General features: G+C 38.6%; 25 protein-coding genes. 14 read left to right on the top strand and 11 right to left on the bottom strand.

Going from position 1 to position 26,106, the window contains the following annotated elements:
* Positions 1–3 precede the first annotated feature (3 nt).
* Both CCK98_RS26330 and CCK98_RS26325 read right to left on the bottom strand, forming a co-directional pair.
* On the bottom strand, positions 4–882 hold the full coding sequence (locus CCK98_RS26330; protein WP_088089310.1) for an FAD:protein FMN transferase: 879 nt from the start codon (positions 880–882) through the stop codon (positions 4–6).
* The gene (locus tag CCK98_RS26325) at positions 882–1,292 is read right to left on the bottom strand and encodes a hypothetical protein (RefSeq protein WP_088089309.1); all 411 of its coding nucleotides are present in this window, start codon (positions 1,290–1,292) and stop codon (positions 882–884) included. The genes CCK98_RS26330 and CCK98_RS26325 overlap by 1 nt, the downstream gene beginning before the upstream one ends.
* A gap of 151 nt (positions 1,293–1,443) precedes the next feature.
* Here CCK98_RS26325 and CCK98_RS26320 point away from each other — a divergent pair, with 151 nt between their 5' ends.
* Positions 1,444–1,629: a sporulation protein Cse60 gene (locus CCK98_RS26320; RefSeq protein ID WP_088089308.1), complete on the top strand. Its 186-nt coding sequence runs from the start codon at positions 1,444–1,446 to the stop codon at positions 1,627–1,629.
* 7 nt (positions 1,630–1,636) lie between these two features.
* Here CCK98_RS26320 and CCK98_RS26315 read toward each other — a convergent pair whose 3' ends face one another.
* Positions 1,637–2,911, bottom strand: coding sequence for an NAD(P)/FAD-dependent oxidoreductase (locus CCK98_RS26315; protein ID WP_088089307.1), 1,275 nt, complete (start codon positions 2,909–2,911; stop codon positions 1,637–1,639).
* Between the two features lie 204 nt (positions 2,912–3,115).
* Between CCK98_RS26315 and CCK98_RS26310 the strand changes: the two genes are divergently transcribed.
* Positions 3,116–4,726 carry a polysaccharide biosynthesis protein gene (locus tag CCK98_RS26310; RefSeq protein ID WP_088089306.1) on the top strand — a complete coding sequence of 537 codons (1,611 nt, stop codon included), beginning with the start codon at positions 3,116–3,118 and terminating at the stop codon, positions 4,724–4,726.
* A 28-nt stretch (positions 4,727–4,754) separates the two neighbouring features.
* Positions 4,755–5,474, top strand: a complete 720-nt coding sequence (locus CCK98_RS26305) for a 16S rRNA pseudouridine(516) synthase (RefSeq protein ID WP_088089305.1) — start codon at positions 4,755–4,757, stop codon at positions 5,472–5,474.
* Positions 5,475–5,668: 194 nt separating this feature from the next.
* Here CCK98_RS26305 and CCK98_RS26300 read toward each other — a convergent pair whose 3' ends face one another.
* Positions 5,669–6,955: a DUF4309 domain-containing protein gene (locus tag CCK98_RS26300; protein ID WP_088089304.1), complete on the bottom strand. Its 1,287-nt coding sequence runs from the start codon at positions 6,953–6,955 to the stop codon at positions 5,669–5,671.
* A 143-nt stretch (positions 6,956–7,098) separates the two neighbouring features.
* Positions 7,099–7,533, bottom strand: a complete 435-nt coding sequence (locus tag CCK98_RS26295) for a DNA starvation/stationary phase protection protein (RefSeq protein ID WP_088089303.1) — start codon at positions 7,531–7,533, stop codon at positions 7,099–7,101.
* Positions 7,534–7,723: 190 nt separating this feature from the next.
* Here CCK98_RS26295 and speD point away from each other — a divergent pair, with 190 nt between their 5' ends.
* Positions 7,724–8,533, top strand: a complete 810-nt coding sequence (speD, locus tag CCK98_RS26290; RefSeq protein WP_088089302.1) for an adenosylmethionine decarboxylase — start codon at positions 7,724–7,726, stop codon at positions 8,531–8,533.
* 346 nt (positions 8,534–8,879) lie between these two features.
* Here the strand turns inward: speD and CCK98_RS26285 are convergent, their stop codons facing one another.
* Positions 8,880–9,626, bottom strand: a complete 747-nt coding sequence (locus tag CCK98_RS26285) for an AAA family ATPase (RefSeq protein WP_179195931.1) — start codon at positions 9,624–9,626, stop codon at positions 8,880–8,882.
* A 285-nt stretch (positions 9,627–9,911) separates the two neighbouring features.
* On the opposite strand from CCK98_RS26285, the gene CCK98_RS26280 reads away from it, so the two are divergent.
* The 3 genes from CCK98_RS26280 (at position 9,912) to CCK98_RS26270 (ending at position 12,389) form a co-directional block, all read left to right on the top strand.
* Positions 9,912–10,337 (top strand): SRPBCC domain-containing protein, encoded by a 426-nt coding sequence (locus tag CCK98_RS26280; protein WP_088089301.1) that lies wholly within the window; start codon positions 9,912–9,914, stop codon positions 10,335–10,337.
* Positions 10,338–10,715: a helix-turn-helix transcriptional regulator gene (locus CCK98_RS26275; protein ID WP_088089300.1), complete on the top strand. Its 378-nt coding sequence runs from the start codon at positions 10,338–10,340 to the stop codon at positions 10,713–10,715.
* Positions 10,716–11,027: 312 nt separating this feature from the next.
* Positions 11,028–12,389 (top strand): IS1182 family transposase, encoded by a 1,362-nt coding sequence (locus CCK98_RS26270; RefSeq protein WP_088085959.1) that lies wholly within the window; start codon positions 11,028–11,030, stop codon positions 12,387–12,389.
* A 141-nt stretch (positions 12,390–12,530) separates the two neighbouring features.
* Here the strand turns inward: CCK98_RS26270 and CCK98_RS26265 are convergent, their stop codons facing one another.
* The gene (locus CCK98_RS26265; protein ID WP_088089299.1) at positions 12,531–14,531 is read right to left on the bottom strand and encodes a YhgE/Pip domain-containing protein; all 2,001 of its coding nucleotides are present in this window, start codon (positions 14,529–14,531) and stop codon (positions 12,531–12,533) included.
* 124 nt (positions 14,532–14,655) lie between these two features.
* Between CCK98_RS26265 and CCK98_RS26260 the strand changes: the two genes are divergently transcribed.
* The gene (locus tag CCK98_RS26260) at positions 14,656–15,540 is read left to right on the top strand and encodes a LysR family transcriptional regulator (protein ID WP_088089298.1); all 885 of its coding nucleotides are present in this window, start codon (positions 14,656–14,658) and stop codon (positions 15,538–15,540) included.
* A 48-nt stretch (positions 15,541–15,588) separates the two neighbouring features.
* On the opposite strand, the gene CCK98_RS26255 is transcribed toward CCK98_RS26260, so the two are convergent.
* A complete protein-coding gene (locus CCK98_RS26255; RefSeq protein ID WP_088089297.1) occupies positions 15,589–16,944 on the bottom strand; it encodes an amino acid permease in 1,356 nt (451 codons plus the stop codon).
* 472 nt (positions 16,945–17,416) lie between these two features.
* On the bottom strand, positions 17,417–17,638 hold the full coding sequence (locus CCK98_RS26250) for a DeoR family transcriptional regulator (RefSeq protein WP_066260326.1): 222 nt from the start codon (positions 17,636–17,638) through the stop codon (positions 17,417–17,419).
* A 575-nt stretch (positions 17,639–18,213) separates the two neighbouring features.
* Here CCK98_RS26250 and dat point away from each other — a divergent pair.
* Positions 18,214–19,086 (top strand): D-amino-acid transaminase, encoded by an 873-nt coding sequence (gene dat / locus CCK98_RS26245; protein WP_088089296.1) that lies wholly within the window; start codon positions 18,214–18,216, stop codon positions 19,084–19,086.
* A 45-nt stretch (positions 19,087–19,131) separates the two neighbouring features.
* Here dat and cysK read toward each other — a convergent pair whose 3' ends face one another.
* A complete protein-coding gene (gene cysK, locus CCK98_RS26240) occupies positions 19,132–20,061 on the bottom strand; it encodes a cysteine synthase A (protein ID WP_088089295.1) in 930 nt (309 codons plus the stop codon).
* 167 nt (positions 20,062–20,228) lie between these two features.
* On the opposite strand from cysK, the gene thpR reads away from it, so the two are divergent.
* The 4 genes from thpR to CCK98_RS26220 all read left to right on the top strand — a co-directional run bounded on the left by thpR (position 20,229) and on the right by CCK98_RS26220 (position 24,925).
* Positions 20,229–20,807, top strand: a complete 579-nt coding sequence (gene thpR, locus CCK98_RS26235; RefSeq protein ID WP_088089294.1) for an RNA 2',3'-cyclic phosphodiesterase — start codon at positions 20,229–20,231, stop codon at positions 20,805–20,807.
* Between the two features lie 22 nt (positions 20,808–20,829).
* Positions 20,830–21,813, top strand: a complete 984-nt coding sequence (locus CCK98_RS26230) for a diacylglycerol kinase family protein (protein ID WP_088089293.1) — start codon at positions 20,830–20,832, stop codon at positions 21,811–21,813.
* Positions 21,800–23,932, top strand: a complete 2,133-nt coding sequence (gene pulA, locus CCK98_RS26225) for a type I pullulanase (protein WP_088089292.1) — start codon at positions 21,800–21,802, stop codon at positions 23,930–23,932. The genes CCK98_RS26230 and pulA overlap by 14 nt, the downstream gene beginning before the upstream one ends.
* Positions 23,933–24,151: 219 nt before the next feature.
* Positions 24,152–24,925, top strand: coding sequence for a phosphotransferase family protein (locus CCK98_RS26220; RefSeq protein WP_088089291.1), 774 nt, complete (start codon positions 24,152–24,154; stop codon positions 24,923–24,925).
* Here CCK98_RS26220 and CCK98_RS26215 read toward each other — a convergent pair whose 3' ends face one another.
* On the bottom strand, positions 24,926–25,204 hold the full coding sequence (locus CCK98_RS26215; RefSeq protein ID WP_088089290.1) for a YtzH-like family protein: 279 nt from the start codon (positions 25,202–25,204) through the stop codon (positions 24,926–24,928).
* A 163-nt stretch (positions 25,205–25,367) separates the two neighbouring features.
* Here CCK98_RS26215 and trmB point away from each other — a divergent pair, with 163 nt between their 5' ends.
* Positions 25,368–26,009 (top strand): tRNA (guanosine(46)-N7)-methyltransferase TrmB, encoded by a 642-nt coding sequence (trmB, locus tag CCK98_RS26210; RefSeq protein ID WP_088089289.1) that lies wholly within the window; start codon positions 25,368–25,370, stop codon positions 26,007–26,009.
* The last annotated feature ends 97 nt before the right edge of the window (positions 26,010–26,106 follow it).

The following is a 26,106-nucleotide window of genomic DNA, read 5'->3' as shown; positions in this document are numbered from 1 at the left end:
AAGTTACTCTCCTCCTCTCCAAATATCTCCGTCTTTAGTAATTAACACAGCCTGGACACCTTTTCTATTTATCCACTCTTGACCAGCCTGTTTACCAAGTAAAAGAACGGTTTTTGCCCAAACGTCAGCTTCCAAAGCAGTTGGGGCTGTCACTGTTGCCGATACAATCTTCCTTTTACTAGGGTTTCCTGTTCGAGTATCAATCAAATGATGCGTCCACTCCCCATTCATCCGCCATGTTCTTTTCATGGTTGTGGACGTCGCAAGCGCACCATTTTGAACCTGAATCGAAGAAATCATCGTTGTTTCGGCAAATGGACTCTCGATCCCGATATTTAATGGTCGTGGCAACGTGCCGAAAATGCGGATATCACCACCCACGTTGATAAAGCCATAGCCCAACCTATCTAAAAGCAGTGCGGCACGATCAATTACCCAGCCCTTGGCCATTCCCCCAAGATCGATTTTTGATAATAGGGTTACGGACCGTTTACTTTCGTTTAGCATAAAAGGTTGCGAACATATCACAGCCATTGATGAAGGGGGAGTTACTGCTAACTCTTTCCCCTTTATCATTTCAATCGATTTTGAATAGCCGTGGTTTTCAAGCGTCGATAGAACGCTAGGATTAAAAATACCTTCCGTTTCTTCAAAAAATCGAAGAGCGTCTGATAGTATTGAAAACATCTCACTGCTAACGATGACTTCTTTTTCAACTTGTTGATTTAATCGTGACAGTTCACTATCAGAACGAAAACGGCTGCACGTATCCTCAATCAATTCAAATAGCTTGTAGATAGGCATTAAATCGTCAGCAAACAACTCTTGACTAATAGAGATTTGAACATTTGTACTCATTGAAGGAAACCGGTAGGTAAACATCAGGTTCCACCTGTAGTCGTGTCAAAGCCGCTTTGTTGTCCCATTCCAGGTCCGCCGCCATTTGAGAATTGATCCTGTTGATTACTGTTTCCATTGAATTGATCATTATTATTCGAGTACTGATCACTAGAATCAAAATTATTGTTAGAATCATCATTTTGATTGTATTGTGATGAGTTACCGCCATCAAAGGATTGATCAAAACCGCTACCATGGTCAGTACGTTGTTGTGTATTAAAGCCATCCTGTGATTGCTGATTAGAATTGTTATTTGAGGATTGCCCTTGAGTAAGTGCCACTTGGTTGCTCGCTTGATCGCCATTTGATAGACCAAGAAATGATACCATTCCAGCTACTAATGCTAAACTCCCAAAACTAACGCCCCAAGAGATTTTTTGTTTTTTATCCATTTTTAATGCTCCTTTCTATAGGTGAAACTGTATTTCTAAAAAGGAGTTTACAAGTTGAATCTTAAAATAACCTTAATTTTTCAGTCTGCTTATTTTTAAAATTCAGATAAGTTGTTAATAATGGTAGTAAAAAAGAGAGGGAGAGAGAAAAGTGATACAGGTTAAATTGTTTGATCGGGAGCATGAGAAGGATTTAGAAAAGGAAATGAATCGTTTTTTGAAAGGGCTGGATGAAACAAGCTTGCTGGATATTAAATATAATGTGGCAGCAATGCCGGAGGAAGAAGAAGAGGAGCAGATTTATTGTTTTTCCGCGATGATTATTTACAAGGCCTGACAAATAGTCAGACCTTTTTGTTTTTTGCAGACAGGGCTGCATTGGTACCAGCTAATCTTCCAGTTACAAGGGCAGAGGTAATATTATACCCTCCTGTATAACCATGAACATCAAGGATTTCACCGCAAAAATATAAACCGTTCATTAATTTTGAGCCCATCGTTTGTGGCTCGATTTCTTTAACAGACACTCCACCGCCAGTGACAAAAGCTTTTTCAAGAGGCAAGGTGCCATTTACTTTTATCAGGAATTGCTTGCAGCTCTTTGAAAAACTACGAATTTTTTCATTGGAAATCGTGCCACCTTGCTCGGATGGGTCAATCCCATTATGTTCTAATAGAAATAGAAGATATCGTTCAGGGACTAGCCCTTTTAGCGTATTTTTAATGCTTTTCTTAGGCTCACTTTTTACAAGCGCTAGAATTTCTTGAAAAACTACTTCCTCTTTTTTGTCTGGTAAGGCATCAAGGCTCATGGTTACTTCTTTTAAATTCCACTTTTTCATAGCTTTGACTACGAACTGACTGCAGCGCAGCACGGCAGGTCCGCTGATTCCAAAATGGGTAAAAATCATATCCATGCGGTGCGAGATAATCGGCTTACCTTTCGGATTCAAAACACTTAAGTCAATGTCTCTTAGTGATAAACCTTGTAGGGCTTTATTTTTAATAAATGGTTCGCTAGAGGTGATAGGGACTTCAGTTGGAAACAGATCCGTAATCGTATGACCTGCTTTCTTCGCCCAGGCATACCCATCACCAGTTGAACCGGTATGTGGAACTGATTTTCCCCCAACGGCAATCACGATCGATTTAGCTGATAATTTTTGACCATCTTTCAACAAGACGGCAGAAACGGTTCCATTTTCATAGAAAAGGTCCTCTACAGGGCTATTTTTGAAAATCCTGACACGAAGCTTTTCTAACTGATTTAATAAGGCGTCAACAACAGATTGAGCCTTATTGGAAACGGGGAACATCCGCCCGTGATCCTCTTCCTTTAATTCGATACCTAATTTTTCAAAGAACTTAATAATATCTTCATTACTAAAGATTGAAAAGGCACTATATAAAAACTTACCGTTCCCCGGTAGATGCTTGATGATTTCCTCAATTGGCAGGCGATTCGTCACGTTACAGCGACCACCTCCGGAAATAGCTAACTTTCTGCCGAGCTTGTCTCCTTTATCAATTAAAAGTACTTTTGCGCCTTTTTCACCAGCTGCAATGGCCGCCATTAACCCAGAAGGTCCGCCGCCGATGACGATTACATCATAATCCATATTTCCACCAACTTTACTTTAATCCGTCACTCCATTATAAACATTTATCATCAAAATAAAACGAATGTGTCCTTTTTTTCGTAAATTTAACTTGGAAGTTAGTAGCGTCTGAGAGAAAGAAGTTGTAAACTACTAATAGTGTGCAAAAAAAGTCGAATTATTTGTGAAGAAGCGCACGTATTTCTTCGGGTAGGAAGGGATTCTATGCAGTCAAAGCTTTTAAGAGGAACATTTATTTTAACGTTTGGAACAATACTATCTAAGGTTATCGGATTAATTTATGTTATTCCGTTTTATCAAATTGTCGGGAAACACGGGACGCAGCTTTATTCATTTTCATATGTCCCATATACCATTTTTATCAGTATTGCAACGGCGGGTGTACCGTTGGCTGTTTCAAAATTCATTGCAAAATATAATGCACTTGAAGAGTATGCTGTTGGCCGAAAGCTGTTTAAATCGGGACTAGTGGTAATGTTGTTGACTGGGGTTGTGGCATTCTTAGTGATGTATTCCGCTGCACCTATGTTAGCTGAATTAAGTCATCCTGGTAAAGGACAACTGGCCAATGTTACGACGGTTATTCGGGCTGTTAGTTTTGCATTGATCGTTGTGCCAATTATGAGCTTAATCAGAGGTTACTTTCAGGGACATCAATCAATGGGACCTTCGGCTGTTTCACAGGTTGTCGAACAAATCGTACGAATTATTTTTACACTTGCAGGAGCCTATGTTGTTTTGAAATTTTTACATGGCACTATTGTTTCGGCAGTTAGCGTTGCCACCTTTGCAGCATTTGTCGGTGCTATCGGAGGATTAGTTGTTTTATTTTGGTATTGGTATAAAAGAAAACCCTATTTGGACGAACTACTTGAACATGATAAAGGGACCAGCCATATTTCTCTAAAGGAAATCTATAAAGAAATACTATTATACGCAGCGCCCTTCGTTTTTGTCGGAATTGCCAATCCGTTATTTCAATTTATCGATCAAATTACCTTCAACCGGGCGATGTCCGCAATGGGCAATGCAAGGCAGATGGCTGATGCGGCCTTTGGTATATTAAATTTCGAGTCACATAAAATTGTCATCATTCCTGTATCACTTGCAACGGCCTTTTCCTTAACACTCATACCGAGTATTACAAAGGCATTTGTAGAGAATGATCAGAAAAACATGGACCGGCAATTAAACCAAACCTTTCAAGTTTTGCTCTATTTAACATTACCGGCTGCTATCGGGCTTTCGTTATTGGCCGAACCGGTTTACACAGCTTTTTATGAGCATGATAATCTTGGGACACAAGTATTAGGCGCCTATGCACCTGTTGCGATTCTTTTTTCCCTCTATTCTGTCACAGCAGCCATATTGCAGGGAATTAACGAACAGCGCTTTACCATCTTAAGCTTGCTTGTGGGTTTATTAATAAAATTTGCTCTAAACATTCCATTAATTAAAATGTTTGAAACAAGAGGGGCCGTTCTCGCCACAGCGCTTGGTTATACGGCAGCGATTGTCATTAATTTAATTGTGATTAAGACATTCTCCGGCTATCGTTTCCGGCTGGTATGGCGGAGGAGTTTATTGATTATCATCTTCGCAGGATTGATGTGGGCAGGAACAGAAATTGTTTATAAATTACTATTACTATTCCTTTCTCCTGCATCAAAGGGTCAATCCGTCCTGCTTATCGTGATAAGTGCCGGAATGGGCGCCGTCATCTATTTTTACTTAGGCCTGAAATCAGGACTAGTGAACCGTTTATTTGGTGACAGGGTCGATCGAATCAAGCAAAAACTAAGGTTAAGATTTTAAAAATCTTCTTAAAAAGGAGATGGGACAGTTGAGAATTGATAAAATGCTAGCTAATCTTGGCTATGGCAGCCGGAAAGAAGTGAAGCAGCTTTTAAAAAGTAGTGCGGTCAAGGTTGATGATGTGGTAGTCAAGGATGCAAAACAGCATGTGGATACGTCCAAACAAACCGTGACTTTAAATGGTGAGGTTATTGAATACAAAGAATTTATTTATTTGATGATGAATAAGCCGCAAGGGGTATTATCAGCGACAGAAGATAGCACTACCGAAACGGTTATCGATTTATTAGAGCTCGAGGACCAGGTCTATGAACCGTTTCCTGTTGGCAGATTGGATAAGGACACAGAAGGTTTACTGCTGATCACCAATGACGGTCATTTGGCACACAGATTACTTTCACCGAAAAAGCATGTTCCGAAAACGTATTTTGCTGTCATTGATGGTGAAGTAACGGAAAATGATGTCGTGGCCTTTGCTAATGGAGTAACCTTGGATGATGGCTACGAAACAAAGCCAGGTGAGTTGAAAATAATAAAATCCGGTATCCGTTCTGACATTGAGCTAACCATTACGGAAGGTAAATTTCATCAAGTGAAAAGAATGTTTGAAGCTGTTGGTAAAAGAGTGGTTTATCTTCAGCGGATTACAATGGGTCCCTTGCCGTTGGATGAGACACTGGAGTTAGGTGAATACCGGGAACTGACAGACGAAGAAGTAGAATTATTGCGAGGATATCAAGTGAAATAATCTTAAAATGTAAAAAGCAGCTAAAAAAATAGCTGCTTTTTCCTTTTAATAAATATTTCACTATGAAATAACGTTATTAAAGCGTAAATATATGGAATTTTCTTGCCTTTAATAAGTTCAATCAGCGAATTTATGAATCCAATCAGCGAATTTCCTTGTTGAATCAGCGAATCCATATTCTGATATATGGTTGATTATTGATAGGCCTTCACATCTAACATTGTTTCTAAATCGACAATTTCAACATTTCTTTTTTGCAATTCTTCTATAAGGAGTGGTAAGGCTTTTTTGGTCTCACTCTTATCGGAATCGGAGTGCATTAAGATAATGTCACCGTTTCGAAGATTATCGATCACATTGCGAATGATATTTTTTGAATCCATTTGGGACCAATCCAGGGTATCAATCGACCAGAGGACAATGGAATAGCCCTCTTGTTTTGCAACCCCTGCCACCTGTACATTTGTATCTCCATATGGTGTACGAAGGATAGCCGGCTCCTTGCCAATAACTGATTTAATTGCTTTCCCAGCTTGATCAATTTCGAGTCTAGTAGCGTTTTTGCCTAATTTGGTTAATTCTACATGATTAAAGCTATGACTTAAGACTAAGTTTCCATTTTTAAAGGCATCCTTTACAACATCAGGATGCTTATTAACCTTACTGCCAATAAAAAAGAAGTTTCCTTTTACATGGTGGTTTGCCAAAATCTCAATGATAGCCGGTGTGATTACATCATCAGGTCCATCATCAAACGTTAGGGCCACCTGTTTTTTATCAGGGCCATTAATATAAACACTCTTTTGGTTTTTAGCAAAGAGGACGATATCTTTCCGCCATTTTTGCATCGAAGCCCAAGCTGATTCTGATAACTGATTGGAGCTTCCTTTTATATCAAGGATGTATTCGCTATTTGATGCTGTGATGGTAGATCTTTTTGGGTTAAAAACAGAAATATGATCTATCACATTACTACTTTTCGGAAAAATCAACTTAAGCTGAATTTCCTGCTTCAATTCATAAACATAAATATTTTCATTATTATTGTCTCGTATTTCCTTAGGCTGCCCGAATGATCTGACCACCATCTTGTCTGTAATTTCTTTGAGGTCCGCATCATAGGAACGAACGTCGAAAATTTCTCCTGCCTTGTTATAGCCTAAAACGATGTTTTTATTGTCATAGGTGGCATAGGTGCCAGAACCTGCCTGATCAACCTTGTCGGGTTCACCCCATTCAGAGTTAACTTGTTGGATTGTGCGATCAAGCGCATTAAATGGACAATCCTTCACCATTCCTTTTTGAGCCAAATCCTTAATATTATCAAGCTTTTTTAAATAGGATTGGTTTATTTCCTTAGGCTGTAGGCCATTTTGCTTTTGCTGTACATTATTACTTGGATGCAGCTGTTCCGAATCACAAGCAGTTAATAGGGTAGACAAAGAGAAAATGACCGTCAAGATAGGTGTTAACAACTTCATTAGGGGTTTCACCTCCCATAATTTATTTGATCTATACTTGATTTAATAATAGCAAAGACATTCAATTTTGGGAAAATTCAACTCATTCGCATGAAAAAAAAGACAAGCAATCAGCTTGTCCTAGATTTAACGTTTATTTTCAATTAAGCCTGTAGGAAAGATTGTAACATCCAGTTATGTTTATTGAGTTTGCCGATTAGGCCTAAAAACATATCACTGGTTACCTCGTCATTGTTTTGTTCAGCAACTTCCATCCCAGCTTTTAATTCATCAATGATTAAGGAAAAGTCATGGACGATTGTCTGAACCATTTCTTCAGCAGTTAATGTTTCAATGGTTTCTTCAATGGTTGCAAGTTGAAGATATTCTTTAAGGGTAGAAATGGGACTGCCGCCAATGGTTAATAATTGCTCAGCAAACTCATCAATTGTCGCTGCTGCTTCCTCATATAATTCTTCGAATTTGGCATGTAAGGTAAAGAAGTGAGGACCTTTCACATACCAGTGAAAACGATGTAATTTAGTATATAGTATATTCCAGTTTGCAATTTGTTGGTTGATTACTTGTTCAACGGTCATTTTAGCATTCCTCCTAATTTCTTATCTGAATTAATTATATCATATATTATTTAAAAGTAAATATTAAATAATAATAATTATAATTAAGGAAGGCGGAACATTTTATAAAAAATTAGTAACTAGGTAGAACTCTGGGTATCTTAATAATATTTACTTGCAAAGGATACCTTAATTTTAAGGGGGAACTGTCATGAGACTTACACACGAGCAGGCTATTGAGTTACACGGCTTTAATAACTTGACGAAATCGTTAAGCTTTAATATGTATGATATTTGTTTTACAAAAACGAGGGAAGAACGTGAAGCCTATCTGAAGTATATAGATGAACAATACAGTGCAGACAGGCTGCAAAAAATTTTAACCCATGTATCAGATATAATTGGTGCCCATGTGTTAAATGTGGCGAGTCAGGACTTTGAACCGGCCGGAGCAAGCGTGACTCTATTGGTATCTGAGGGTCCAGTTGCGAATGCGCCGTCTGAATCCTTTGAGGAATCTCCGGGACCGCTGCCGGAATCTGTGGTGATTCAGTTAGATAAGAGTCATATCACGGTTCATACATATCCGGAATTCCACCCTGATGAAGGAATAAGCACATTTCGGGCAGATATTGATGTTTCAACATGCGGGGAAATTTCGCCCCTTAAGGCCCTTCATTATTTAATCCGATCATTTGAAACAGATGTGATGACAATTGATTACCGGGTCCGCGGTTTTACAAGGGATAAGACAGGGCATAAGCTCTTTATTGACCATGAAATAAATTCAATTCAGAATTACATCCCTGATGATGTTGGCGAATTATTCGATATGATTGACGTTAATGTCTATCAGGAACATATTTTTCACACAAAATGCAAGCTGCGTGAATTCGACTTAAATAACTATTTGTTTGGATATACAAAAGATAAGCTTTCCCCTGATGAACATATTGAGATTACGGAGCGATTAAAGATTGAAATGGATGAAATCTTTTATGGGAAAAATATTATCCAATAGTAAATGAAGCCGAAGGAAAAGCCATTAAGGGATATACGTTACTGGAACAGAGTCATAATTATGAATAGGGTCACGTAGAAGGTGTCTACGTGCCCGAAACAGAGGTCTAACCAAGGATAGGGTAACGTAGGAAGTGTCTACGTGCCCGAAACAGGAGTCTAACCAAGGATAGGGTAACGTAGGAAGTGTCTACGTGCCCGAAACAGGGATCGAAGCAAGAATAGGGTCACGTAGAAGGTGTCAACGTGCTCGAAACAGGAGTCTAACCAAGGATAGGGTAACGTAGGAGGTATCAACGTGACTGGAACGAATGGTGATTGAGAAACCAGTCTTTCAAAGTCAAATTTTAATCATCTAACAGATGATGCAGCATTCTATTTTTATCATCAAAAAATTGTTTCATAATCCGATAATGATTCGTTTCCTCAAGTGTATTTTCAATAATTCCTTCTTCCGTAAATTCAAAGATTTTTGCATCAGGATAAGCCATGATGATTGGCGAATGGGTAGCAATAATAAATTGGGAGTTATCTTTCACCAAATCATGAATCCTTGTCAGCATCGACATCTGCCGCAGTGGGGAGAGGGCTGCTTCTGGTTCATCTAAAATGTATATCCCATTACCGCCAAACCGATGAAGAAACGTGGCAAAGAAGGCCTCACCATGCGACTGTTCATGCAGGGAAACACCTCCGAATGATTCAATGACCCTTCTCCCGCCGCCTCCTTTATCCAGTTCCTCAATATTAGAAGCAACATTATAAAAACTTTCAGCGCGCAGAAAAAATCCATCCTTAGGTTTTTCGATACCCTTTATTACTTTGAGATAGTCTGCAAGAGGAGAATGTGAATCATAGGTTGAAAAATTAAAATTAAAGGACCCTCCCTCTGGATTAAAACCAACTGCTACAGCAATCGCTTCAAGCAGGGTGGATTTACCCATGCCGTTTTCTCCAATCAGGAAAGTAACATTCGGATGAAAAGCTAGTTCGTCTAAGCCTCGCAAACTGGGCAGGTTAAAGGGATATTTATTAAAAGAAGGAATTTCATCTCTTTCCAGAATAATTCTTCGTAAATATTGAGTATTTATCATTTTTATTACCCCGATTTTTATTTTAATAGAGAAAGTTAGCAGACTGATTAATATTAAAAGTAGCATATTTTTACTGCTTATCCTATATATTGATTTTTAATAATTATGGGATGAAAGTATATTGAATGAAAATTACGGTGACTTTACTTAATGTGAAGTCACCGTTTTTCTTTAAAAAAAGAAATGCTTGACGTGCAACCAAATGGTGTTATATAGTCTTAATGTGAAACCAAATGGTTTCATAATGAAGTAATAATCGCAGCACAATTCGAGGAGGCAATTAAAATGGGAAATGAGTCACAGGCAACATTAGAAGATATAAAGTATACAGTCGTTTACAATGCTCCAATTGCTAAAGTATGGGATGCAGTAGCTACAGCAGAAGGTCTGGGTGCGTGGTTCATGCCTAATGACCTTCAACCAGTTGAAGGACATGAATTTCACTTAAATGCAGCGCAATTTGGCATGTCGCCATGTAAGGTAACACATGTCGATCCACCTAAAAAACTTTCATTTAATTGGGGAAAAGATTGGACACTAACATTTGAATTAAAGGAACTGGATGATAAAACAGAGTTAACTCTTATCCATGGTGGCTGGGACGCTAACAAAGTTACAGAATTCGGTGCTCCGCATACTCCGATCCGCGATAACATGAATCAGGGCTGGGCAGGTCTTGTGAAAAAATTGCAAGCATATGTTGAGGCATAAATGGCGGCTTCATCGGCAAAGCATGATGTTTTTCAAGCCATCGCTGATCCAACAAGGCGAAAGCTGTTAAAACTTCTTAGCAAGGAAGAGATGCCTGTCACGGCGATAAGTGAACACTTTCCGATAAGCCGAACCGCTGTGTCCAAGCATTTACGTGTATTAGCAGATGCCGGCCTAGTTAAGGAACGGAAAGCCGGCAGGGAAACAAGGTACAAGCTGGAGCCAGAGCCATTATATGAATTAAAAGATTGGCTCCAATATTTTGAGTTATTTTGGGAAAATAAGCTCTCAGCACTTCGGCTATTTGTTGAGTCGGATGTGAAGGAAATCAAACATCTCCATCCGGCAACTGAAAAGCCAGAAGACGAAAAAGATTAAAAAAGTGATACCCATGTAAATATTGGGTATCACTTCAGACTGTCGACAAATCCGAAAAACTTGGGTTTGCCGGCAGTCTTTTTTATGTCTTTGTTAAATTGTTTGTTGATTTGCGCTCCAGGCGCTTCGCTTTCCGCGGGCGTAGCGGGGAGCCTCCTCGGCGCTTAAGCGCCTGCGGGGTCTCCCCTGCTCCGTACTCCCGCAGGAGTCTTCGCGCCTTCCGCTCCAATCAACAAGTTTTAAAATCAATAATGACCTTTAAATCAGTCCTTTGTATAATTAAGATACAGACATATAGATGAGGTGGATGAAATGCTAACTAAAAATACACAGATGAATCGTGATCAAATAGAAATGATAGCTTTAGAACAAGTTGTACCCGCGAACCACTTGGTTCGTAAGATAGAAGCTGCTATTGATTTTTCATTTATCTATTCACTTGTTCAAGATATGTACTCATCTGAACGGGGACGTCCGAGTATTGACCCTGTGGTATTGATAAAGATGGCTTTCATTCAATATACCTTCGGTATTCGCTCTATGCGTCAAACCATTGCAGAAATCGAAACGAATATGGCATATCGTTGGTTTCTCGGCTTTGGTTTTTATGATAAGGTACCTCACTTTTCAACGTTTGGTAAAAACTACGAGCGACGCTTTAAGGATACTGATTTATTTGAACAGATATTCTATCGTATTTTAAAGGAAGCCTCAGAAAAGAAATTGATTAGTAGCGAGCACGTATTTATTGATTCTACACATGTTAAAGCTAGTGCAAATAAGCGTAAATTTGAAAAGAAAGTAGTTCGAAAGGAATCGAAGGTTTATGAAACACGTCTACAAGAAGAGATTAATAAAGACCGGGATGATCACGGAAAAAAGCCATTTCCTCCAGATAAATTTGAAAAAGAAGAATTAAAGGAAATTAAAGAAAGTACCACTGACCCAGAAAGTGGTTATTACGTAAAGGATGAGCGAACGAAACAGTTCGCATATTCATTTCATGCGGCTTCGGATCGAAATGGTTTTGTTTTGGGTGCAATTGTAACCCCGGGGAATATCCATGATAGCGTCATTTTCGAGCCACTACTTGAGAAGGTCATTGAAAAACACGGGAAACCTGAAGCTGTTGCTGCTGATGCTGGATACAAAACACCTGCTATTGCTCAATTCGTAATTGAAAATGATATGACTCCTGCATTACCATATACACGACCTCGTACGAAGGACGGTTATATGAAAAAACATGAGTATATTTATGATGAATACTACGATTGTTATATCTGTCCGCAAGGACAAATACTGAAATATGCAACGACGACGAAGAATGGAAAGCGTCAATACTTCTCTAATCCGTTTGAGTGCCAAAATTGTCCTTTACTTTCAGAATGCACGCAGAGTAAAGAACATAAAAAATTGATTGAGCGACATGTTTGGGAACATTACATAGAAGAAGCCGATCATCTTCGTCACACACAAGAAAATAAAAGCATTTACGCAAGACGTAAAGAAACGATTGAACGGGTCTTTGCGGATGCTAAGGAAAAGCATGGTATGCGTTGGACAACCTTAAGAGGCTTAAAAAAATTGTCCATGCAAGCGATGCTTACTTTTGCTGCCATGAACTTGAAAAAGATGGCCAGCTGGACGTGGAAAGGTCCAGAATTGGCGTAATAATAGTCAAAGGTAGGTCTAAATTTTGCTCTTATGAGCAAAAATCCAATAAAAAGGCATCCGAATGGGCTCATTCGAATGCCTTTTGTCTACAATCTGAAGTGATACCCATGTAAATATTGGGTATCACTTTTTTAGTTTTTAATGAGAGGTCTCCACGGCAGTCTTGGAATGTTGCAGATGACTTGTCACCCATCCAATTCCCCCCGATATTACTAGGTAGAAAAGTAAGATTAGTATTTGCTGTTGTAGTTGGGCCCAATCCCCTAGGGAGATAACATCTTGGAAGCTCCGTAATGAATGGGCCATTGGTAAAGCATTACCGATCTTGCTTAGGATAGGATTACTCAATTCACCCGGGAATGTTCCACCACATGTAGCTAATTGTAAAACCAATAGTGTGACAGCCATAAATTTCCCTGCAACACCAAACAATGTCACTAACATAAGGATGACCGTCATGAAGGTTAAGGAGACAATGACACTGGATACAATAAACAAGGGAACACTTACCACATGTACTTTGAATCCGAAAAGGACTACCAAATCAACAAATAACACTTGTATTAATGCGATTGAGTACTTAAGTCCGAGTTTATTAATAAAATGCTCTGTTCCATTAACCTTAAGATCTTGTCTGCGCCCTAATGGAAGGATGTTAGCTGCCATTATTCCACCTACATAAAATGCTAAAGATAGAAAATAGGGGGTAATTCCAGTCCCATAATTCGGAACCTCGGATAAATCCGATTCTACTAATTTGACTGGTTCTGAGAACATCGAGGTTAATTGGTTATTATTATGGATACTAGACGTTTGCATAGCAGCATCATTTAATTTTGTGGCTAACTCGTCTGAACCAACGCTCAATTGATCCAAACCATCTACTAACTGATTGGTGCCGTTATCTAAGTTACTTCCACCGTTTGCTAAATCAACTATTCCATTATTTAAAGAGGAAAAACCATTTTTCCATTGAACGAAACCATTGGAAAATTGTACGGTTCCCTCAGATAATTTGTTTGCCCCGGTGGCAGCATCATCCATTTTATCGCCAAGCTTTGTCATACCATCTTGGACTTTTGTTTGTCCTTGAACTAATTTGTTTGCCCCTTGAGCAAGTTGGACTTGACCACTTCTCAATGAATCAGCTGCTTTTGATAGGCCGGTTGACATGGCAGCAATTTGTTGGAAGGTAGGATCATTTTTCATATCAGGGTGATTTTGTAAAAATAGTTCTACTGCTTTCGATAATTCATCTGTCGTGTTTTTCACCCCTGCTTGACCTTGAGATAACCTTTCACTATTCAAAGCCAAAGATTGCATGCCTTCCGTTAATTGTTCCATCCCAACTTCTACACTTGCATGACCTTCAGAAAGCTTTTCCATGCCATTAGAAAGTGCTAGTGAGCCCTCTTTTAAACCGGCAAGCCCATGAGTCAATTTTTGTTGACCGTTTGAAAGCCGCTGACTCCCATCCTCTAACTTTTTTGCACCATCATTTAAGCGGTCGACACCATCTGACAGCTGGATCATTCCATTCTTAGCATCGATTGTTCCTTGATTAATTTTTGACGCACCATCGCCGGCATCACGTAAGCCGTCTGCTAATTCAACAAACTTTGAAAATACGCCATCTGCGTAGGATTTCGTGATGCTAGCTGCTATTTTTGTCTTCATTTCTTCCGTTGCGGTCGTACTAATTTGTGAGGCAACAAAGTTTTTTCCTGGATTTATTTCAAAATTTAGTTTTGCCTGCTCGGGATGTTCATCCATTAATGTACTAACTTTTTGTGAAAAATCTTTTGGAATCGTCAGAACCATATAATATTTCCCGTCTTTCAAACCTTGGTTTGCGGTCTTTGCAGAGAGGAAATAGAATTTGAGATCCTTGTTTTCTTTTAAGTTTTTGACAAATTCCTGACCAGCCTCAATCGACTTGTTATCCATTATCGATCCATGATCTAGATTGACGACAGCGACAGGAAGTTGATCTAACCGTCCATAGGGATTCCAGTAACCAGCAAGAAAGAAACCAGAATAAATTAACGGAACGATTAATAGGAACACTAAGGCGATCCTTCCGTGCTTATGATGCCACATCATCTTTAAATCCCTAAATACTAAGTGAATTCCTTTCATAATGACCCCTTTACATTTAAGTTTTTTACATAACCACAATGATAAATACTTTTACGTATATTGTATAATATATAATTAGTTATCATTTAGTAGCTTTCAAGCTATTGATAAGGGGGCATAATTGATGGAGTTTTTACAATTACAGTATTTTCAAACAGTTGCCAGACTTGAGCATATGACCAAAGCCGCAGAAGAACTTCAAATTGCCCAACCCTCTTTAAGTAAAACCATAGCACGATTAGAGGAAGATTTGGGTGTTCCATTATTTGATCGGAAAAATCGACAGCTCCGGTTAAACGACTACGGAAAACTGTTTTTAGATCGAGTGAATCGGATATTTTTAGAATTAAATGAAGGGAAAAGAGAAATTGCTGAAAGAGCTCATCAAAAGCAAACGCAAATTACTTTAGCGGTCAGTATTCCAAGGGTCCTTCCTGAGTTATTGAGTTCTTTTTTAAAGCTTTTTCCCGAAATTAAATTTCAACAAGTCCTAGAGTCAACCTCCTCAATGAAAAGCCGGCTGGAAAAGGCGGAGATTGATTTTGGTATTTCATCCGTGCCTATTGAGGGGACGGATATCGTCTGGGAACCGCTAATGACTGAAGAAATCTACTTAATTGTTCCCCCAGAACATCGTTTATCGAGGAGAGAAGAAATATTTCTTAATGAAGTAAAGGACGAGCCTATTATCGGTATGAATACTGGTTTCGGATTTAGAAACTTAACAGATGAATTTTGTCGTAAGGCAGGATTTGTTCCAAACATTGCTTTTGAAGGAGATGAGCCGGGGGTGATAGGGGATTTAGTTAAACAAGGTTTAGGGATTGCTTTTATTCCAGAAATTTCGTGGCTCCATCATACGAATCCCTTTCCAAACAAACTGAGAATCATTGAACCAAAATGCCAAAGGACCATTGGGTTAGGCTGGTCAAAGAGGCGTTATTTATCTGAGGCGGGACAAGAATTTCGTCAGTATGTGATCAAGTACTTTTCAAAGCCTTCTCTTTGAAATAGCAAAAAAGGCCAACAAGTAAATTGAGGGCCTTTTCTGTATCTATTAAGCGGTAATTTCATTCAAACCATTTTTTCTAACAAGAAATGAGAGGATGATTAACAAGCCAATCGTTACCAAGCTAACGGTTGTACCAATTAGATTATTTGGATTAAACACAAATCCAATAAAGATAATACTTAAAGATACAATGGCGAAGATGGTCGTATATGGAAACCATTTTACGTTAAATACCGGTTGACTTTTGTAAAGTGGTCTTAGTTTTAACTGTGCTGCACAAATACTAATCCAGAGTAGCATGACTGTAAACCCTGGAATGGTCATGAGATAGCCGATTACCTGACTAGGTGTTAGATAGGCTAGGTAAACACCTGCTAGTATACATATACTTGTAAGCATTATTCCTGTTATTGGAATTCCCTTTGCAGAGAGTTTTGCTAACCCCCTAGGTGCAACGCCACTTTGTGCCATGGAAAACAGCGTTCTGGATGTCGCATAAATACCTGAATTTGCAGCGGACAGCACGGCTGTCAGCAGGACAAAATTCATAATATGTGCTGCTCCAGGCAACCCTGTTGTACTGAAGACCTGAACGAAGGGACTGTCTGCGCCCGTAACCTTATCCCAAGGCATGAGTCCACAAATGATTAGTATTGGTAATATATAAAAAATAATAACACGCCAAACTGCCCCTTTAATAATCTTTGGTAATACTCGTTCAGCATCCTTTGTCTCGGTTACAGCGATCCCAATTAACTCCGCACCACCATACGAAAACATGACCACTAAAAAGGCGCTGAAAGTTCCACCTATTCCGTTCGGGAAAAATCCGCCGTGTGCTGTGTAGTTAGCGAGCGGATCCTGGATCGAGCTTGGAATAATTCCTAATAGGAGTGAAAAGCCTAAAATGATAAACGCTATCAGCGCTATGATTTTAATTCCAGCAAACCAAAATTCAAGTTCCCCATAATTTTTTACTTGAGTAAAATTAATTCCTACGATTATAACTGCGCAAAGGAAACTTAACACCCATAATGGTATTGTAGGAAACCAAAATTGTAGGAAACTTCCCGCTGCTAATAATTCAACAACCGTAACAAGAATCCAGTTGATCCAGTAAAGCCATCCCACGATATACGAAACTTGGAATCCAAATGCTTTGTTTACTAAATGCTGTACATTTAAATTTGGAAAAGCAAGCGCCATTTCCCCTAAGGCAGCCATTATGATAAATAGTAAAAGGCCGCCAATTAAATAGGCAATTACAACACTCGGTCCTGCAATCGCCAAGGTGTCGGAACTCCCTTTAAAAATCCCCGTACCAATCATACCAGCTAAGGCTATAAACTGGACATGCCTCGGTAATAATCCTTTTTGTAAGTTCTGATGATTATTTTTCATGTTATTCCTACCCACTTATCTTTTTTGCTTAGACGCTTTTAAGCGCTAAAGTATTTTTTGATATTAATATACTACCATACTATTGAAAACTGTCAATTAGTGTTGAAGATTTTAGATCAACCCATATTACTGTTTCCACACAAATATAGTGGCTCAGCTCCTTCCCAGCGTGTTCTTGCTATGGGGTTAAAATATTATCCATAAGAATTTTTTTTGGTTGAAGGAAACATTGTTTGAAATGGCGAATATAATTAATTAAGGCAGGAGATGATTAATATGTTCGTAACCCCTCGATTGCAACGGAGGATTTTCATTTATTCCTATGTTTTTAGAAAACTAGGGATCCTAAGTGAACAGGAATATCAAAAAATCACGAACCAAGTACATGAGCACCATTGATTTTAGACAAACAAAAAGCACGCGAGATGGGCTCGCGTGCTTTTTTATGAAATTATGCTAATTTATTTTTTTATTAAGAAGACATTTTTACTCTCTTTTGTGTTGTCGTCCATTTTCCGCGGCTTGGGCTAATTACCAAGTCATTATAGGCTAAGACATTTAAATCTCGTTGTATGGTGCGAGGAGTGATACCAAATTCCTCTACAAGTTCTTGCGTAGAAACAGTGCCGTTATTGCGGATAAACATGTAGATACATTTGATGCGGTTTAACATCCGGTTAGTTGAAGGTTTCAAAGAACCACTCCCTATCCTTTTTTCAAACCCATGGCAATACCCTGCTACCGACAGCCTATTTGAAGATTCCTCTTCAAGAATATGTAGTTTTCTTTTCCGCGCAGACATCTCCTTTTCGTGGATGATTACTGTGGATACTTAGATGTCTTACATCTAACTTTATTGTACCCACAAAATCAGAAAATTTCCACCAATATACTTAAATTTACAAAATAAACATCTAAAATTTACAAAAATTGTTCGGATTTTCGCCCTCCCTTACCATACTCTTACTATAGGTTATGGGCGATAATGTATGGATTATGACTAATTATTTGAATTTTTAGTTAAATTGGTTGATTTATTTTTTGCATAATAAAAAAACAACGTTTATTGAAGCAAAATTGATAAAATATTTACAATAATGATATTGTTATGGTGGAAGTGAATTCATCAACGATAGGGGGATTTACATCTGACGAAGATTGATTGGATGAGTGAAGTTGAAAAAAGAAAACAGTCCCTGATTACGGACACACAGGATTTACTTTGAATTGGCCATGAATGAATAATAAATAAAAAGGGGATATAGGAGAATGAAATTTGCAATCTTGAATGGGGAAATTATTGAGCGTTCAGAAGCAAAGGTTGATGTGGAAGATCGCGGCTATCAATTTGGTGATGGTGTATACGAAGTTATCCGTGTCTACAACGGAAAAATGTTCACAGGAACGGAACACATGAATCGTTTTGTGAAAAGCTTGGGTAGTATTGGGATTGAACTCCCGTATACTATGGAGCATTTAATGAATTTGCTAGAAGAGCTTGTTGCAAAAAATAATCTTCAGTTAGGGACCATTTATATGCAAATTACGAGAGGAGTCGCCCCCCGTAATCATGCGTTTCCGGCGGAAAATATACCTCCCAGCCTTGTAGCTTATACAAAGGAAGCGCTCAGACCTTTGGAAAGTTTGAGGGATGGAGTAAAAACAATCGTAACAGAAGATATTCGTTGGCTGCGTTGTGACATAAAAAGTTTGAATTTGCTAGGCAATCTATTAGCGAAACAAAAAGCGGCTGTTGAAGGTTGCTTTGAGGCGATCCAACATCGCAGCAGCAATGTTACCGAAGGAAGTTCGTCGAATATTTATATTGTCAAAAATGGTGTTGTTATCACGCATCCGTCGGATAACTTAATTTTAAAAGGGATTACAAAGGATGTAATATTGCAGATTTGTACTAGCAATAATATTGTGGTGGAAGAACGAATATTTACACTTGATGAATTGGCCTCTGCTGATGAAGTGTTCCTATCAAGTACTACTTCAGAGGTAATGCCGATTATTGAAGTGGATGGGAAAGAAGTTGCTGAGGGTATACCAGGCCCTGTTACACGAAGGCTGCAAGAAGCATTTGAGCAAGAAATTGAAAAACAATGCGGGGCACTTAAAGATAAAACCCTTAATTAATTAAAAAAGACGTGAACACAAGTAAAGTGTCCACGTCTTTTTTAATTAATATTGAAACAGATCACTGGATAAATATCGTTCCCCCGTATCACAAGCAATACAAACGACCACATCATCTGGAGTTAATCGTTTGGCAACTTCTAATGCGGCGAAGCAAGCACCGCCAGAGGATGGTCCGACTAGAATTCCTTCTTCGACAGCCAACCGACGTGCGATATCATAGGCATCTTCATCATTAATTTGATGAATTTCATCATAGACATCTTGATTAAGAATAACTGGGATAAAACCTGGGCTTGTCCCAACTAGCTTGTGTTTACCTGGTTTTCCGCCGGATAAAACAGGTGAGCCTTTCGGTTCGACAACATGGACGGTTAAATTTTCATAATGCTCTTTTAATGTTTCCCCTGTGCCAGTGATGGTTCCTCCAGTTCCAGCTGTTGCGACAAAAGCTGCCAGCGGTTTACCGATTTCCTTCATCGCTTTGATAATTTCAACAGCAGTAGTGAATCGGTGCGCATCTGAATTTGCGGGATTTTCAAATTGCATGGGGACAAAACTATTTGGAATCTCACTTGCTAATTCAAGTGCTTTTTGGATAGCTCCGGGCATTTTTTCAGCCCCAGGTGTAAGGACAACCTCAGCCCCGTATGCCCTTAGGATGCTGATTCGTTCTTGTGTCATCGTATCGGGCATCACGATAATCGATTTATAGCCGCGAGCAGCAGCATTCATGGCAAGGCCAATCCCTGTATTTCCACTGGTCGGCTCAATAATCGTTGAACCTGCTATTAATTTTCCAGCCTTTTCTGCTTCGATAATCATATTAAAAGCTGCCCGGTCTTTAACGCTCTTGCTGGGATTAAAGTACTCCAGTTTTAAATAAACCGAGGCCCCGTCCTTTGGTGCTAAGCGATTTAGTTTCACTAATGGTGTATCTCCGATTAATTCAGCGATATTGTTGACTACTTTCATAGGGACCTTCCTTTCAATACCTTGAAGTAAGTTCTTAATTTATAGTTTCCTATCTAATAATAAATAAATTTATGCTCTATGTAAAAAATATCGGGTAATTGTCTGTTTGCTAATAGATACATTTAGGACAAAATAGACTAAAATTAACTAAAGAAAGGAAGATAACAATGGAACATCGATCCCATTTTTTCTTTGCCGTAAGAATACCAGAACAAACAAAGTTTACGATGCAAGAACATATGGAAAAAATAAAGGAACGAATACCATTTAGCCGCTGGGTTCATTATCAAGATTTGCATATAACCCTAGCATTTCTAGGCAGTGCTCCACCTGATAAACTTACACTTGCAGAAAATAATGTTAAGGATGCCCTTAAAGATGAGGCATTCAACCTGAAAATCAACAAACTTGGATTTTTCGGAAGTGCTGATTCTCCTCGTGTTTTTTGGGCCGATACCGAGGAAAGCAAACATTTACAAACCATCAGAAAAAAGGTGTTTTCTGCTTGTGAGAATGCAGGGTTTCAACTTGAAACCAGACCCTTTCGACCTCATATAACACTTGCTAGAAAGTGGGGCGGAGTCCATCCTTTCCAAAAGGAAATGCTTGATTTATGGGAAGAACTTCAGCCTAACCCTCTTTCATTTGAAGCAAGTGAAGTAGTATTATATCGGACAAACCTTAACAAAAAAATACCCAAGTATGAAGCCCTAAAAATATATCCTTTAAATTACACAAAAACATAAACTTAAAATAAAGGTTGGTAATATGAAACAAATTTACTTTATTATTAATCCAAAAGCTGGAAATGGCCACTGCTTTAAGATTTGGGAACGGGTGGAACAGCAACTCAAAGGTGAACAGGTGTCCTACCTTGCATTCTTTACCGAATATCCAGGCCATGCCGATATCCTTGCCAGCCAAATTGCGTTAAAGAACCCTGAGCAAAAGATGATCATCGCTGTTGGCGGAGATGGAACGATGCATGAAGTGGTAAATGGAGCAGTGAAGGATAATAATATTACACTGGGATTTATCCCTGGTGGGTCTGGAAATGATTTTTCCAGAGGATTTCAAATTCCTGTCGACCCCGTGGAAGCAATAGCAGTGATTCTCCGCCTCGCGAAACATAAGGGTCTGCCTATTGATATTGGGAAAATTACCATGGATGATTCGAATCAGCACTATTTTATTAACAATATGGGTGCTGGCTTTGATGCAATCATTTCTTATGAAGTTAATCACTCCCGGATGAAGGCTTTACTCAATAAACTTTCGTTGGGCAGGTTGGTTTATGTTTATTTTCTATTAAAAAAATTATTTACTTATAAAACCTCAACAATTGATTTATCAATTGACGGAGAAAAGCATATATTTGAACAAACATGGTTTGTAACGGTTTCCAATCAACCATATTATGGCGGTGGAATGAAAATTGCCCCTGTGGCCGAGCCTGATGATGGAATTTTTGATATAACCGTTGTTCAACGATTATCAAGGTGGAAGCTGTTACTCGTTTTTATCAGTGTGTTTTGGGGGAAGCACATCCATTTTAAAGAAGTGAAAACTTATAAAGGAAAGGATGTTTCTATCCAATCCCCTTCAGCCCTTTTTGTTCACGCAGATGGGGAGCATATTGGATTTACTCCTTTGAATATACATCTTCAAGCAAGAGCTTTGGAAGTGTTGTCGAGAATAAAACGTCCGGAAGAAGTGGAGTTGAAAGAGAGGGACTCGAATGATTGCTACTGACCGAAATTTCTTTGCCTATCTAGATGAGATGAAGATCATTACGATTCTTCTACCACTTTCCTATCATCACGGTTTGTCATCCTCTTTCTTGATTTCTAGTGATTTTCAAGAACATCCCTTGAAAATCATCGAGAAAAGACAAATAGATAATAATATGAAATATATTTGTGAATTTTCAAAAGATTATTCCTTTGAAAAACAATATGTGATTATTGATGAACATGGCGGGAAAACAGACCTGCATATTGGTGCAGTGATTCGAACGGACGCCTTTGACGAGAAATTCTATTATGACGGTAATGACCTTGGTGTTACCTTTCATGCTGGCCAAACCTGTTTTAAGCTATGGGCCCCAACCGCCACACAAGTTAAATTAAAGTTACGTCCTGCTAATAGCAGTTTTTCAGAAATTGTAAAAATGAAACGAGAGGATCGCGGCATATGGTCTGTTACTGTCAACCGTGAATTAGAATACTATCAATATAGTTTCCTCATCCTAGTTAATCAAGAATGGCGAGAGGCTACAGATCCTTATGCTAAGGCTGTGTCGGTCAATGGCGAGTTTGGAGTGATTGTGAGGCTTGAGAAAACACATAGGCCGCGTCCTAACTTACCCGCTATTGAAAATGCCGTAGATGCAATCATTTATGAAACACATATCAGAGACTTAACGATTCACCCTAAAAGTGGTGTAAAGAATAAAGGACTTTATCTAGGTGCGGGCGAGCTAAATACAAAAGGGATAGACGATGAACCTACAGGATTATCTTATATAAAAGACCTTGGTATTACCCATATAGAATTCCTCCCCTTCCATGATTTTGCTGGCGTCGATGAACTGCAACCAAATAATGAATATAATTGGGGATATAATCCTCTCCATTTCAATGCTCCCGAAGGAAGCTATTCAACGAATCCTGCCGATCCATATTCAAGAATCATGGAGTTAAAACAGTTAATTGATCAAGTTCATAGTCTTGGACTACGAGTGATTATGGATGTGGTTTATAATCATGTTTACATCCGTGAGAATTCCTCCTTTGAAAAGGTGGTCCCGGGTTATTATTTCCGTCATAACGAAATTGGACTCCCCTCCAATGGTACTGGGGTTGGGAATGACATTGCATCAGAACGAAAAATGGTCAGAAAATATATTGTTGATTCGATTCGTTATTGGCTGGAGGAATATCATATCGATGGTTTTCGCTTTGATTTGATGGGGATATTGGATGTAGAGACCATGAACGAGGTAAGGAAAGTGTGCGACAGCCTGTCAAAAGGAACAATCATCATCGGTGAAGGCTGGAGTCTCAACACACCTCTTCCAGTTGAGCAGAAAGCAACAATAGCAAATCAGGCAAAAATGCCACAAATAGCTCAATTCAATGATAAATATCGTGATTGTATAAAAGGTAGTTCATTTAACTTGTTTGATAAAGGCTTTGTCTTAGGAAATGAGCACTATGTTGAGGCCGCTAATGAGGTTATAACGGGCAGTATCGGTTTTACGAAACAGGGGTTGGCCCTTTTTAATGAACCTTTTCAATCTGTGAACTATGTGGAGTGCCATGATAATCATACAATGTGGGATAAACTTATTGCCTGTCTCCCCGATGCAGAGGATTCGTTACGAATGAAATATCATCGTCTCGCAACGAGTATTGTCTTATTATCACAAGGAATTCCATTTCTCCACGGCGGCCAAGAGTTTTTTCGAACAAAAAAGGGCGATGGAAATAGTTATCGTTCTCCTGATCCAATCAATCAACTGGATTGGGATAGAAAGATTATATATAAAGAAAACGTAAAATATATTAAAGGACTTATTCAAATCCGTAAATCTCTTTCTTTTTTCCGAATGAGAACTTCTGCTGAAATCCGTGCAAATATACGCCAATTACCATTAGCAGCACCGATGTTGGGGTATTTGTTTAATAGGGAAAATGATGTAATCTTATTAATTAATCCTTCGTTAAAGAAGCAAGCGATTTCGATACCAGAAGGGGACTGGGCTGTTTTAGCTGACCATGAACAAGCTGAAATTTCCTCCAAAAAGATTTTGCAAGGTGGCGAAGTTTTGATAGAGCCAGTTTCCATAAATGTTTTGCTGAAAAAATAGTTTCTTCAGATTTACTTGACGAAAAAAGGTAATCCGAGATAAAATTTATTAAGATGGCTATTGTGTGCAATGGTTTCAATAGCTTTTTTTTATTTCTTAAAAATAAAAAGCTGTTAATGAAACTGTGGTAATATAGGACCTTCCGGCAGCGCAGGTTTTACCTCTTAGAAATAAGGGGAATGAGCCCATTAGAACGGCATAAATTGAAGGTGAGCAATTTTGGATCATATACTAGGACAAGAATGGGAAATTACCCCTGCTGGAGGCAAAACAGGTGAAGCCTTTTATGCGAAACATAAAGACCAAAGGCTTTTTTTAAAGCGGAATTCTTCTCCGTTCCTTGCTGTACTCTCAGCAGAAGGCATCGTCCCAAAGCTTGTTTGGACAAAACGGTTGGAAAGTGGAGACGTCATAACTGCACAGCAGTGGCTTCCCGGCAGAGAGTTAAAGCCGTCTGAAATGAACCAAGAACTCGTGGCGAGACTGCTTAAGAAAATTCATTGCTCCGAGCCAATGCTAGGAATGTTAAGTCGATTAGAGAGCTCTCCAATGCATCCTGAACCGTTATTGCAAAGAGTTGCAAACGAGTTAGATGAAGAGGTACTCCTAATGCCTGAATCGCAAAAAGCAATGAACTTTTTAAAAAAAGAAGCTTTAAATGTTTATTGCGATGAAAAGGTGGTTTGTCATGGTGATGTCAACCATAACAACTGGCTGCTTGCAGAAGACAACCAGTTGTACTTGATTGATTGGGACGGGGCAATGATTGCCGATCCCGCCATTGACTTAGGGCTGCTCCTTTATTGGTATATTCCAGAAGAAAATTGGCAGGATTGGCTTAAGCTTTACGGAAAAAAGCTGACAGACAACCTAAGACTGCGCATGAAATGGTATGTGACCATTCAAACGCTTTCTTCTATCCAATGGTATAAAAATAAAAATCGCTTGGAAGAAATGAACATATGGATAAAGTTCTTAGATGGAATTCTCTAGTTAAGAAAACTGACCAATATCGCTAACCCAATTGGATAAATTTTCTTGGTTTGATAAGATGTGTTGATCTAAATCTGCTGTGCCAACCCCATGTTGGCTGTACTGATATACTTCCTGTAAGATATTTTTAACATTTTGATCAACCTGTGTATTAACCATTAGGGATTTCACTAAGCGTTCCAGTTGTTCACATTCTGAAACGGACCCGCAGCAATCTGTTTGATGATTGTTTAATATATCTTTTAATAATGTAACTTGGTCACCATGACTTAATGGCATGAATGTACACCCTCTCAAGTGTTATTTAAAAAAAAGAACTCACACTGTTAGGTTGTGAATTCTTTTTTTGTTTATGCATCATCTTATTTCCATATAGTTAAACTTGTAAGGACAAATGGTGCATGATATGTAGTAAACAATATTATTTTTAGGAGTGTCATAAATGAGAGTCAGACATAAACCTTGGGCAAAGGAAAAAATAGAGCAGCATCCCCAATATATAGTTGCCAATCCAGAACAATATAAAGGAAAATGGCATGAAGTATTTGAAAACGATCATCCACTTCATATTGAAGTGGGCACAGGAAAAGGTCAATTTATTACGGAAATGGCGAAAGCAAATCCGGGGATTAATTATATTGGGATTGAAATATACGACAGTGTCATCATTACAGCTTTGGACCGCTTAATTGAAGCCGATTTACCGAACCTCAGGCTTCTTAACGTAGATGCAAATGATTTAGCAAAATACTTTACAAAGAATGATGTGGACCAAGTCTATTTAAACTTTTCTGACCCATGGCCAAAATATCGTCATAGAAAAAGAAGATTAACATATAAGGATTTCTTGAAGCTTTATGAGGATATTATGGTTAATGGTGGAGAAATCCATTTCAAAACCGACAACCAAGGGTTATTTGAAAATTCTTTAATGAGCTTTTCGGAGTACGGTTTATTATTAAAGTACATTAGTCTAGATCTTCATAAAAGTGATTATGAAGGTAACATCATGACAGAGTATGAAGAGAAATTTTCAGAAAAAGGAAGTCGCATTTATCGTTGTGAAGTAAAGTATCAAAACTAAATTTTAGGGACAGTTCAATTTTGAACTGTCCTTTTTCGTTTCTCTAAATAGTTAGTCAATGTTAATATATAGAAAAAGGCACAAAGGGGGATGGAAA

The organism is Bacillus sp. OV166 (assembly GCF_900177675.1).
Lineage (GTDB): Bacteria > Bacillota > Bacilli > Bacillales > Cytobacillaceae > Neobacillus.
Note: the sequence above shows the minus strand (reverse complement) of the source record. Positions and strands in the feature narration are given on the sequence as shown.